12 protein-coding genes and 4 pseudogenes are annotated in these 11,388 nt (G+C 48.5%); 9 read left to right on the forward strand and 7 right to left on the reverse strand.

The features are described 5' to 3' along the window. The 5 genes and pseudogenes from NDI52_RS33625 to NDI52_RS33645 form a co-directional block, all read left to right on the forward strand. A pseudogene (locus tag NDI52_RS33625) lies at positions 1–187 on the forward strand (hypothetical protein); the annotation flags it as partial. Between the two features lie 348 nt (positions 188–535). Then, positions 536–937 (forward strand): RidA family protein, encoded by a 402-nt coding sequence (locus NDI52_RS33630; protein ID WP_348257096.1) that lies wholly within the window; start codon positions 536–538, stop codon positions 935–937. Between the two features lie 66 nt (positions 938–1,003). After that, entirely contained in the window at positions 1,004–1,381 is a 378-nt protein-coding gene (locus tag NDI52_RS33635) for a nuclear transport factor 2 family protein (protein ID WP_348257097.1), read from the forward strand. A 61-nt stretch (positions 1,382–1,442) separates the two neighbouring features. After that, positions 1,443–2,042: a PHB depolymerase family esterase gene (locus NDI52_RS33640; RefSeq protein WP_348257098.1), complete on the forward strand. Its 600-nt coding sequence runs from the start codon at positions 1,443–1,445 to the stop codon at positions 2,040–2,042. Continuing rightward, positions 2,029–2,238 carry a hypothetical protein gene (locus tag NDI52_RS33645; protein ID WP_348257099.1) on the forward strand — a complete coding sequence of 70 codons (210 nt, stop codon included), beginning with the start codon at positions 2,029–2,031 and terminating at the stop codon, positions 2,236–2,238. Before NDI52_RS33640 ends, NDI52_RS33645 begins: the two co-directional genes overlap by 14 nt. Here the strand turns inward: NDI52_RS33645 and NDI52_RS33650 are convergent. The 7 genes and pseudogenes from NDI52_RS33650 to NDI52_RS33680 form a co-directional block, all read right to left on the reverse strand. Then, positions 2,235–3,275 (reverse strand): ABC transporter substrate-binding protein, encoded by a 1,041-nt coding sequence (locus tag NDI52_RS33650; protein WP_348257100.1) that lies wholly within the window; start codon positions 3,273–3,275, stop codon positions 2,235–2,237. The two genes, NDI52_RS33645 and NDI52_RS33650, sit on opposite strands and share 4 nt — an antisense overlap. 25 nt (positions 3,276–3,300) lie before the next feature. Further along, on the reverse strand, positions 3,301–5,853 hold the full coding sequence (locus NDI52_RS33655; protein ID WP_348257101.1) for a TonB-dependent siderophore receptor: 2,553 nt from the start codon (positions 5,851–5,853) through the stop codon (positions 3,301–3,303). Positions 5,854–6,148: 295 nt separating this feature from the next. Next, the gene (locus NDI52_RS33660; RefSeq protein WP_348257102.1) at positions 6,149–7,423 is read right to left on the reverse strand and encodes an MFS transporter; all 1,275 of its coding nucleotides are present in this window, start codon (positions 7,421–7,423) and stop codon (positions 6,149–6,151) included. An 8-nt stretch (positions 7,424–7,431) separates the two neighbouring features. Continuing rightward, positions 7,432–7,575: a hypothetical protein gene (locus NDI52_RS33665; RefSeq protein WP_348257106.1), complete on the reverse strand. Its 144-nt coding sequence runs from the start codon at positions 7,573–7,575 to the stop codon at positions 7,432–7,434. After that, positions 7,554–7,742, reverse strand: a pseudogene (locus NDI52_RS33670) (iron chelate uptake ABC transporter family permease subunit); the annotation flags it as partial. The pseudogene NDI52_RS33670 and the gene NDI52_RS33665, both read right to left, overlap by 22 nt. 46 nt (positions 7,743–7,788) lie before the next feature. Further along, positions 7,789–8,055, reverse strand: a pseudogene (locus tag NDI52_RS33675) (biopolymer transporter ExbD); the annotation flags it as partial. 3 nt (positions 8,056–8,058) lie between these two features. After that, positions 8,059–8,709, reverse strand: coding sequence for a MotA/TolQ/ExbB proton channel family protein (locus tag NDI52_RS33680; RefSeq protein WP_190774729.1), 651 nt, complete (start codon positions 8,707–8,709; stop codon positions 8,059–8,061). Between the two features lie 673 nt (positions 8,710–9,382). On the opposite strand from NDI52_RS33680, the gene NDI52_RS33685 reads away from it, so the two are divergent. From NDI52_RS33685 to NDI52_RS33700, 4 genes and pseudogenes are all read left to right on the forward strand, one after another. After that, positions 9,383–9,796, forward strand: coding sequence for a hypothetical protein (locus tag NDI52_RS33685; protein WP_348257103.1), 414 nt, complete (start codon positions 9,383–9,385; stop codon positions 9,794–9,796). Between the two features lie 129 nt (positions 9,797–9,925). Then, positions 9,926–10,300 (forward strand): GNAT family N-acetyltransferase, encoded by a 375-nt coding sequence (locus NDI52_RS33690; protein WP_348257104.1) that lies wholly within the window; start codon positions 9,926–9,928, stop codon positions 10,298–10,300. Between the two features lie 511 nt (positions 10,301–10,811). Beyond that, entirely contained in the window at positions 10,812–11,060 is a 249-nt protein-coding gene (locus tag NDI52_RS33695) for a hypothetical protein (RefSeq protein ID WP_348257105.1), read from the forward strand. 159 nt (positions 11,061–11,219) lie between these two features. Next, a pseudogene (locus NDI52_RS33700) lies at positions 11,220–11,388 on the forward strand (transposase); the annotation flags it as partial.

An 11,388-nucleotide genomic window follows, 5' to 3' on the forward strand; every position in this document is an offset into this window, starting at 1 on the left:
CAATGTTTTTCGGATTAGAGTAATCTGGTTCATGAGGGTTTCGTGGATGAATGTGGTAATTCTCATGAAACCCTCTCCTACTCAATCTTTGCAAGCTTTTGTCCGGTACTTAGGTGCATTATACGTTCTGGTTGCAGTTCTGTGGCTCATTCCCGATCGTCGTATTGAAAAGGCGTTGAACTCATGAAGTTCGATGTTCGATGCAACAAAAACTAGCTAGCAAACCCTCTGCACCAGAACAAATATAGGTTGTTGATCACAGGCAAAGGTGATCTGCGTCCGGTGAGCGGGAACGTTATGCCGCTTATGGATGTACTCACTCATCCTGGCATTTAAGGCGTCACAATTAATTGCTTTCAATGTGTGCGTGTCTGATACTGGATAATCTGGGAGGTTCAGAGTCAAAACTGGGCAATGTAAGCCATTTTACAAGCGTTTTCGCGGCTAATAATTGTCTTACTGTTTGCAGAAATCATTGTGATTACACGGCAAGTGAATTCTGAACATTAGTGTCTAAATTAAAACAAGGAACACCATGAATAAGCCCAAGTTTTTTGTCACTCCCGGTTATGGAGAATACATGCTGAGTGAATTGCATTACTCGCAAGCAGTAAAAATTGGCGATCGCGTTGAGACATCAGGTCAAGGTGGCTGGGATGACAATCTGCAAATTCCCGAATCGCTTGCAGACGAGATTACTCAAGCGTTTCGGAATGTAGAGCGAACCTTGGCAACTGCTGGTGCGGGTTGGGAGCATGTTGTCCACGTCAATTCTTACCATGTTGGCGGGTTTCCCCCGGAGGTTAACGATGTGATGGTCAGGCTATTTCGTCATTACATGCCAAGCCATGCCCCAATTTGGACACAGGTAGGAGTTGCAGCTCTTGGACTTCCAACGATGCGGATTGAAATCCGCGTTACTGCAATTGTTCCATGAGTTTTGCATCAGTGGCAGCAAAGACGGCCCCGTTAAAGTGTCCACTTGAACAAAGGAGGAATTTAGATGCCAAACAACAACAAAGCCATCTTAGAAGCGGCAAACGCAGCGATCGCCCAAGGCAACTATGAAGGATTCTTGTCGTTCTGTACTGACGACACGGAATGGACATTTGTCGGCGACAGAACCCTGAAAGGAAAAGCAGCCGTTCGCCAATGGATGGCAACGGAGTATGTGGAACCACCTTTGAATATCGTTGCGAACTTGATCGCTGAGGGGGATTTCGTTACTGCACTCGGCGACCTCACAATCAAGGACGAAGACGGGAAAGCGGCTCATTACTCGTACTGCGACGTCTGGTGTTTTCGCGACGGCAAGATGGCCGAATTAAAGGCTTTCGTGATCAAAACCAAGGTCAAGGATGAAAGCAGCAACACGGCATAAAAGAAATCGATTATCATAATTTTTTTTCTCTCCTCGCCTGCGAGAACGAAACCTGATAAAGGTGATCAAATCCGATCGGTTGCGGTCAGGCCTTCCTTTTAAGCAATGGCGATCGCTCTGGACCACCTCCAGCATCCTCGTCACAGTCATAGCCACTGTTGGTATTGTCACTGCGGTTTTTCAGTTCGGACTCCCCTGGTGGATGCAGGAAGGAGACCACAATCATCTGTACAAAAGCGATGTCGGTTCTCTGCGTTACCAGGTTCACCTTCCGCCTCAGTTTGATGGCACGACTCAACTGCCAGTGATGATGGGAATTCACTGCTGCGGGATGACGGGTTACGGATGGAACTCGATGAAGTCTACGGCGCAGTTCAACTGCTTGGGTGACAGCGAAGGCTTCATCGTCGTCTACCCAACGCAACGGATGTTTCGCAACATGATCAACTGCTGGAACTCGACTGACCCACGGGAGCAGCACCGCTACAGCGGAGAACCTGCACTTCTCGCCGGTGTTGCCCGGCAGGTGGTCGAGGAGTACAACGCAGACCCAGCCCAAGTGTATGTTGCTGGTAGCTCGCCGGGTGCGGGTGCCGCCGTTATTCCCGCTGCGACCTACCCTGATGTTTTTGCAACGGTGACATCGGTTGTGGGGGGGTGAGTACGGGTTGAACCATGTGAACCCGGACGACCCCGGCTCCATACCGGACTACCCTGCACGCCAGGCGGGGTCACAGATGGGCGATCGCGCGCGGCAGATGCCGCTGCTCGTCATCCAAGGTGAGGAGGATGCCGTTGTTCCGCCACTCGTCGCTACTCGTCTGGTTGCTCACTGGACGGTTGTGTCGCAAGTTTAATTAGGCTGCGCTACTAATAATTCAGGCAGAGTTTCTAAAATCAGCTGATCAGTAATAGGGCCACGGGTAACGCTACCCCAGAGCTGATAATCTACAAAATAAACTCGGCCCATCTTAGATGCTGGGTGAGCTTGTAGAATGGGATTTTTTTCCCATGCGGTTTTCAGATGGTCTTGAGGACGATAAATGTTAGATGGATCCCATGCCATAACGATGATATGATCTGCATTAAGAGTAGGCACAATTTCAACTGAAATAGGAATTGTTCCGGAATCCCCACCCGGAATAGCTTGGGAAGAAACTAACTCAAAACCCAGTTCTTTCAGTAATGCTCCTGCTGTACTATCTGCATGAATCATGATGTTGTTTAGTGTTGCATCCACTGAAAGAATCAGTACTTTAGGATGAGTTGCTAGTATGGATGCAAGCTTAGCTCTAGTTTTCTCAATCGTTTGTTGTTGCTTTGCAAATAGTTTCTCAACCTGGGATTCTTGATCAACTGCCTCCGCAATGCCTGAAATATCATTTTTCCAGGATTGGTGATCGCCTTTGATGTCGCTAAACAATAAGGTTGGCGCAATTTGAGACAGAAGAGGATAAATTCCTTCGTTGTTCCAGCTTTCCCCCAGAATTAAATCGGGTTTAAGCAGAAGTAGTTTTTCTAACGAGGGAGACTGCCGATCGCCTAAGTTTACGGGTTGAGTGGTGACGCGATCGCCCAAATAAGGAATTTGCTCATGAGGGCGATCAAAAATGTTGAGTGGCAAAGCCATAACCTCGGCATAGGCAAGCGGCTGTACTCCAAGAGCAAGGATGGAATCAAGAATGTGAGGGCTCAGGGCAGCAATGCGCTGTGGTTTCCCACACACCTGCGTTTCTCCCAGTTCGTGCGTTACCATCCGGCAACCCGTGTCAGATTGTAGGGTTGCTAATGGAGTGGATGGTAGGTTGGACACCGTATCCTGACACGCTGTAATGAGCAGAAATGCGCTCAGGGCGAGGAGCGATCGCACTAGCCATCGATTGAATTGAATCATCCCACTTGCCCTCAAAGATGAATCGTTAGAACGTATAGGAAATGGATGCCCTTATGTTGAACGGCTCACCTGGATACACAATTTCGGACGTTTGAGCCGTGTCATAGTACTCAATGTCGAATAAGTTGCCAATATTAACCTGTGCTCTCCAATTGTCACGACGGTAATAAAGGGCTGCATCCGTGCGGAAGTAGCTGGGCAACTCAAAATCTTCAGGATCAAAGTCATACCCAGGGCGATCGTCTACATAAAATAACCCCAGCCCGAAGCCAAACCCTTCAAGAGCACCGGATTGAATTTCGTAGGTTGTCCATAAGCTTGCTGTATGTTCTGCCACATTAGCAAAAGGAGTTCCTTCAGGAATCGTATTATCTTCGGTTACCTCTGCATCCGTATAAGCATAGGAAGCAATAACATTCCATCCCGGCAAAATCTCACCGATAGCATTCAACTCGATGCCCTGGCTACGCTGTTCACCGACTTGAACTTGAAAATCTGTGTCGTCGGGGTCAATGGTTAAAACATTAGTCTTGGTTAAATGATAGGCTGCTAACGTTAACGAAAGGGCATCGCTCAAGTCGGCTCTCATGCCAACCTCAAACTGTGTGCCTCGTTCTGGATCAAAGGCCTCTCCATTAGCGGAACGCCCTACAGTTGGGAAAAAAGAACGACTAAAACTGGCGTAGAGCGAGAGGGGTTCGATTGGCTGATAGACAACTCCTATGCGTGGACTGAATGCCGTGTCCGGTTGTTCAGTGATACTTCCGGCGATGTTTTGATCTTGCTCAACAAAGTCTAAGCGACCCCCTACTAACAGATGCAGGTCTTCAGCCAAATCAAGCTGATCTTGCAGATAGAACCCTAAATTATCTGTACGAATGTTCTGATAATAGCCTGGTTCAAGGTCCGGAGCTGTCACATCATAATCTGGGTCAAAGATATCGATGAGTGGAACTAGCGCATTACGTTCGACATAAACACTTGTATTGCGGTTTAACTCTACTCCAAATAAAACTTCGTGATCAATTGTGCCTGTGGCAAACTCACCGATGACTTCTGTTTGCAGGCCATAATTTTCCCGAATGAATTCGTCGTCGCGCAATTCTCGCTGAATGAAGCGATCGTCCACTAAACCGCTGCTGTTATCAGTCCGTGCGCCACCTTGCCAATCAGAAAAGATAGACAATGCATTGCGGAGTTGCCAATTCTCATTAAATTGGTGTTCCAGCCGATAGCCAATTCTGAACTGCTCCTGATAATACTCATCCAGGGAGGGATAGCCGAGAAAGCGATCCCTTGGGACAACGAGAGAACCATCACTTAAGGCAGGAATTCCGCGATCAAATACAGGATCGTTGTAAAGATACTCGCCTTCCAAGGTGATAGATGTATCGTTGCTAATATTCCATTGCAAAACTGGCGCAACAAAAACCCGTTCGGTATTCACAAAATCTCGGAAGCTACCAGAATTTTGATATGCCAGGTTTAACCGATAGAGTAGGCTGCCGTCTTCAGTAAGAGGGCCAGAGAGATCAATCTCAGGGCGGTAAAAACTAAACTGTCCTCCTGTGAACTCGAATGAGTAAGAAGGTTCGCTCAGGGGTTGTTCAGTAACGATATTAACAATGCCACCCGGTTGAGTTAATCCATACAGTACTGAAGCTGGGCCTCGGAGTACTTCAATACGGTCAATATTGGCTGTTTCAGTAATTGAGTAGAAATCGTTGTTGCGAAAACCATTTCTAAAGTTGTTATCCTGCGAAAAGCCACGAATAATGATAGAACCTGCATCTGTTCCGCCATATTGTCCGTCCCGAGTAATCCCACCTGCATTTTGTAATGCATCCCGGTATTCTACAATTGCTTGATCTTCAAGAACCTGCCGTGGAATGACTTGGATAGATGCAGGAATATCTCGCAATGGGGCATCAGTGCGTGTCGCTGTTGTTGCTTCTGGAGTGTAGTATCCACTATCTTGTTCACCGACAACGGTGATTTGTAGCCCTTCTGGCGTGTCTGTGACTGTTGCTGTTCCCGTAGCAATGCTGAGAAAAATTGACCCTGCATCGGATTGAATTTCGGCGGTCGGAGGCGCATCTGTTCCCGTAATTGCAATACGTACACTATCACCCCTTTGGTTCACCGCGAGCAGCGCAATCCCTTCAGCAGGGGCAATCTCTTGAACTTCGTTACCCTCCGGTAGGGACAGCACTGCATTTGGAATATCAGCGATTAAAGCATTACCAATAACGGAAGTTGCAATGGTTGGTAATTCTCCTCCAACGGTAGTTAAGACCAGTTCTAAGCCGTTTTCAGTCGAATTAAGCTGAAAGCCCGTGATCTCAACTTGCAATTGAGCAAGCCATTCTACAACAGTAGAAGTAGACGGTTCCAATTCATCAAGACTAGAAGCTTCTTGAGTATTTCTCTCAATTAGAAGGGCATCTATTGCCCGAGCTTCCGAAACTAATAATTCTTGCGCTTGAACTGGCTGTACGAGTAGTACAGCTATCCCTAAGAATGGCAAACCAGTAAGAAATTTCAGCGTTTTCTCCATTAATGCCTCACACTTTTGCACACAAATCACTAAGGCTCGATCACCTGCTGAATCCTTCGTTCAATGCAAGTTGGCCCTGACTTATTAATTGATATTAATTCTCAGTAAAGCAGGCAATTGAACTTAAGTAAACTCTTTTGTTCTAATGAACTCCCTGTTTCAATTAAAAATTCCTTATTGAAGAAAAGTGAGAACTCCTGGCTCTATCCCCACTTTGCACAGGTAGAAGCAATGGTCCTGAATGAACTACCCAAAATCCGTAATAAGAATTGGTTTTAAGACAACTACTGTTAGCTCTTTTGCTTTAAGAGTGTATTCACATCTTTTTGGCTAACTCCATCTCCTGTAATGACTTGAGTGACTTTGAGGTATAGCCACTGAGACCAATGCCGATTAATCCGATTGAACTCAGTAAGTACAGGGTCGCAATGCCTGCTCCTGGCTCACCCATTATGGAAGCAATCAGATTTGACAGGGGATTGTTGGATTGTAGGAAGGGTTCAAAAACGCGATCGCTCAGAGGGCCAGCTATAAGAGCTGCGATCGCACTCATAACCTGTACGACCAACGCATTGGCCGCAAATACGCGTCCCTGCATCTCAGGGCTAATCCTTTCCATCCAGAGGGCCGTTTCAGAACTACCTAACAGCGGGAAATGCAGCGAGGAGCAAAATTGCGCAGGAATCCAGATAGTTGGCGATCGCCCTAACCCAAAAATAGTCTTGCTCACTCCTGCACCAATAAATCCCACTAGGAGGCCATGAATTCGGCGCTTTGGCCTGCTATAGACGCTCAGGAGAATAGCTCCCGTCACACCTCCCACACCAGCAGCAGAAGCTACGCCTCCTAATACTTGAGTGCTTCCCTGGCTTCGCGCCAGAATCATAGGATCGTAAAGAGCACTGCCAAAATCATGGACAAACCAGAACAGCGCGGTAATTAGAAGAAGGGCTTTGAGGCTGGGATGTTGCCAGACGTAGCGGAAGCCAAAGGTAAGGGTATGGCAGATAGGTGCTGAGTCAGTTTGTGGCTGCGGTTGTGGAACAGGAGTAGCCAGAAGAAGGGCGATTGCGAGCCCAAAGGTGATTAGATCGATGAGCAGGATTCCATGCAAACCGATGATGGGATAAGTTGTTCCTGCAAGGGCAGGAGCGAGAATGGTAGAACCGTAATGGACGGCGGAATTCATGCTATTAGCGCGCGTGTAGTGTTGGGGAGGCACCATCAAAGCAATTGACGTTGAATACGCCAACTGTTGAATCTGTCCAAACCCACCATTAATAGCTGTGAACAGATACAGATGCCAGATGTGTAAGTGGCCTGTGAGATAGAGAAGACCAATAGCAAGGGTTGAGAGTGCAGCGATCGCATCACCTAGAATCATCAAATGTTTACGATTAAGGCGATCAACCAGGAACCCTGAAAGAAACGTTATGGGAATGCGTGGGAGTTGAAAAAAGAAACCAACGAGAGCCAGAGCAGTGGCAGAACCTGTCAGTTCCCACGCCCACACCAGGAGGGCGAACCCAGTCATGTAGCTGCCAAGGGTGGAAACAAGCTGACCAAGCCATATTAGGGTAAACGTTCGCACGGCAGGGATTACGGTTGTATGTAGGGGAGTTGCTGAAGGTGCTGTAAGGTGAGACCGTCATCGTTGGGACAACAAATCCGATGGGGCCTGCCAGAGCTATGGAACTGCCAGCCAGGAGAACAACGGCGATCGCCACTAATCCCCGAATCCATCCTGTACGTAATTCCAACCCGCAGGCAACATCTTCTCCCAAGGCTAGGGTTGTCATTGGCTTGCCCAAGCCAAAGGCTAGCAGTAAACCAATGACCGCATAGAGCAACACAATATTCAAAATCTCTATATCCCGTCCTGCCAGGGATCCGGCTAACCAGAAGCGCACTTCATCAGAGTTCGTTGATTGAGAATCAGCAACCCCGTGTACCCGTCAGTGTTTGAATTTGAGACACCAACTCATTCAGGGCAACCGTCCAGCGATTGAGAGAGATTTGCCCCGATTCATTGATGGTGATAGCAATTTTGCTTTGCTGTTGGGATCGTGCCGTAGATGCCTTTGGCAAGTTAACCGGCAACCCTTCAGAACGACTTAGGAACAACGATGCCATGATAAAAAACGTCAAAATGGCAAAGATGACGTCAATCATCGGCACGATATTGATCTGCGGAGTTTTCTCAAATTCGTCTGGGATATTCATGACTTACTCCACCGTTGCAAGAGCCGCTTGAAATCCTTCGTGGCGGCCCATATGTAAGACTTCTAGCTGCGTGCCATATTCCCGCAGGGCGGCAATTTGTCGTCGATAGAACCCACGAAAGACATTGGCAAAGAACAAGGTAAATACAGCCACAACCAATCCTGCTGCTGTCGAGACCAGGGCTTCACTGATCCCCCCCGTCACCTGCATCGCACTCTCAGAACCGACGCTACCCAGGTTTAGTGAGGCAAAGGAGCGAATCAAACCCAACACGGTACCCAGTAATCCGAGCAAAGGAGCCGTTGTTGTAATCGTGTCAAAAATGGTGTTAAACCGCCGTAGCAGGGGTAATTCGGCCTGGGTGGCACCTTCCAGGGTCAATTGAAAGGCGTGGGGAGGGAAATGTTCCACTTCCATGGCTTCCAGGAAAATGCGGGCTACAGGCAAATCAATATTCTGCTTCAGTTTCAGCAGGGTCGCCTGGAAGTCGTGGGGGTAGGTTCGCAGCACATCTCGCACGATGCGCCGTTGGCGGCGATTAATGCGCGTCCAAAAAACGAGTCGCTCCACAATCAGGGCGATCGCCACCACAGAAAACCCCAGTAGGGGCCACATGACAACTCCCCCCGCCCAGAACAGGTCAATAATCAGCATTTCGATTCTCGCTAAAATTCAGGCGAATCAACGGTTGAGAGAGATGAGGCTTTTGGATTATTGCAAACTCTTCTCAAGAAAAGAGAGTAGTAGGTGGTGGAACTGATGTCAATCCTTATGGAAAGAATTGATTTTTGATGTTCCCCTCAAAGCGCTATTCCGTTGTAAGCACCTTTGACAGGGCATTTTGAGGGCTGCAAATCTCTAGGTTCCTAATTGACAGTGAAACCTTTGACCTTTAGGATAAACAGGTTAGTTGGAACTATTCTCAATAAGCATCTTACAAATAGGTGGGGTGCATCACCTTCTCAAGCACGGTTGCCCAGTAACGGGAGGAGCAAACCGTTACCCTCAAACGGTTTATCGCCTATAGCTTGGCGGGATCGCTGACCATTCATAGATTAGGGTTGTTTCTTAAGGTGGCCCGGCCAGTGGTCAGCAATGAAATGACTCAGGAAGAAATTACCATTGTGGTGACAGAACTGCCTGTGGAATCTCTTGCTGAAGAAACGGCGATCGCTCCTACTCCTGATTTGGGCTCTCATGGAGGGGCTCCTCAATCGGGGGCGACCTCCGCGGCTACTGTTGTTGAGGTCCCGACGAGAACTGTGCAAAGTGGGAGAAGCGCCGTAGAAACGTCTGTTGCAGAACCAGAGGTGAGCCCATCCCCCGTGTGGAAGCTCCTATCGAAGAAGTTACTGAAGAAGCTGTCGAAGAGACAACGCCCGACGAGTCCGTTGAAGAGGTTGTTGAAGCTGTGGCAGAGACAGCATCTGATGAGCCAGTTGAAGAAGTGGCTGAAACCCCTGCTCCTCCCCAGCGTAATTTGCGTGATCTACTCAACGACCTGCGGCAGGTACAACAGGCTTCCCAGACGGCAAGTTCCTCTGCAGTGAACACAAATTCTAGCCGAGGACCTCGGGGTTTCAACCCTAGCGATTTTGGCCGTCCTGGTACTGGAGACGGAATGACGACGGCAACTGGACCGACGTCATCGAACCCCATTTCCATGCTGACCGGCTCTGACGGGAACTCTCAAATCGGGTGCTCAAGCAGCCGGCCGGGCAGGATGCCTTTCCACGATTGACGAGTCTTGCCCAAACAGGGCTTGCCCAGCCCTGTTTGCAGGACTGCTCTTGTCTCAAAGCTACTTCATTGTTAGCCGTGCTGCTAGGCAATTGCAGTTCATGATGTTATCAAGGACTATGAGGCGGTCATGACCAGTACGGCTCACCTCAGACGACTGAATCCAGGCGGGACATGGCCCGAAGGTCTAACTTTAGAGCAGAACCTCATCGAGCTTGGCTGGCATCAACGCGAGTTTCAACGCCGAACTTCCTTCGCTTATACCGTAGTGACGCCTCCGGAAGACAGGGTACTCGGCTGCGTCTACATTAATCCCACGCTCAAGCGTGACTACGATGCCGATATTTACTTATGGGCGCGGGAGTCTGAACTTCAGGGTGGTCTCGAGCAGAGGCTGCTCACAACTGTGAAAGGCTGGGTTTCCAAAGAGTGGCCATTCAAGAACGTGGTATATCCAGGACGAGATATTACCTGGGAGCAGTACCAAGCACTCCCCGAACGGTAGCGAGAGAATGCTGAATGAACGGGCAAGTCTTGAAGCATAGCAAGGGCTAGCTGAGGCTGATGCCTAACAAGCACGTTGCAATGGCGGAATTAAAACTTTGATGTTGAATTTCTGCATGTTTACCGCCACTGAACTGAATCATTAACTTTTCTCTTTATTATCCTCTTCAACCGCCTTCAAATACATCTCAGCAGCAGCCTGCTCAAACACACCTTCGGTGTAGCGCTGGAAGATTCCGATGGCTCTTAGGAGATTTCCAACAATGAAATTACCCCAGGATGTTGGTGCTTTGCCCGCTTCGCGGGCAAAGCACCAACATCCTGGGTAGATTCTTATGCAGAAACCTCCTTAATCCTTAAGGGTGACAGCGAGGCTGAAACGTAAGCTATGTAGCAGAAATGGCATAGAGGCAGCCTAAAAAATGGGGTGAACGCTGTGACTCACCCCAGATTCATCAAATGTTGCCTCCATCCTATTAAGCTTGTTTACAAGCGCAACTCAGTTCGATTCAATGGGTGACCTTACAAATGTTGGTTGCCCTGTTACAACGGGAACGTTGCGTGAGTATCGAACGTTTGGTGGCCTTCTCGAATATTGCCGAGCCACGGGTCACCGCTTCCAAGCCTTAGTCCTGTTAGTAGCCATAGCTTATACCCCCGCAACTAACCAGAGAAAGCGGATGGTCCTCAAGCAGATTCAGCATTACGTTGGACGAGTACCTGAGCCGAAGCGATCGCAAAAACGGCGTAGCGATTTCTGAATTGGGTTGTACAGGCAGCTATGGATTGGTCCGATGAATTGGTGGTCGAATTGGGCCAAGCGATTCATGCTGCTCAAGCCGCAAAAATGCCGCTTTTTCCTGCAAGGACTACGGGCGATGAGCCTTATCCAGTCTGCTCTCTAGCTCCTCTGTCACCCCATAAGGAGTTCGATTCAATTTATAACTCTGCAAATGTTGGTCGCCCTATTGCAGGGGAACGTTGCGTGAGCATCGAACGCTTAGCCACCTTATTTGCTCAACCGATTCAGTTTGAAAGTCGTCGTCGCAACCTTCAACGATTCCTACAATTGCCTCAGTTGAATATCAA

The sequence above is a fragment of the Leptolyngbya sp. PL-A3 genome, assembly GCF_039962325.1.
In the GTDB taxonomy this organism is placed as follows: domain Bacteria; phylum Cyanobacteriota; class Cyanobacteriia; order Elainellales; family Elainellaceae; genus Vacuolonema.

Excerpts from the sequence above, each read along its gene's own strand:
- NDI52_RS33695 (WP_348257105.1), top strand. The coding sequence starts at position 10,812 with ATGGGTGACCTTACAAATGTTGGTTGCCCTGTTACAACGGGAACGTTG.
- NDI52_RS33680 (WP_190774729.1), bottom strand. The coding sequence starts at position 8,709 with ATGCTGATTATTGACCTGTTCTGGGCGGGGGGAGTTGTCATGTGGCCC.
- NDI52_RS33690 (WP_348257104.1), top strand. The coding sequence starts at position 9,926 with ATGACCAGTACGGCTCACCTCAGACGACTGAATCCAGGCGGGACATGG.
- NDI52_RS33635 (WP_348257097.1), top strand. The coding sequence starts at position 1,004 with ATGCCAAACAACAACAAAGCCATCTTAGAAGCGGCAAACGCAGCGATC.
- NDI52_RS33650 (WP_348257100.1), bottom strand. The coding sequence starts at position 3,275 with ATGATTCAATTCAATCGATGGCTAGTGCGATCGCTCCTCGCCCTGAGC.
- NDI52_RS33630 (WP_348257096.1), top strand. The coding sequence starts at position 536 with ATGAATAAGCCCAAGTTTTTTGTCACTCCCGGTTATGGAGAATACATG.
- NDI52_RS33665 (WP_348257106.1), bottom strand. The coding sequence starts at position 7,575 with ATGGATTCGGGGATTAGTGGCGATCGCCGTTGTTCTCCTGGCTGGCAG.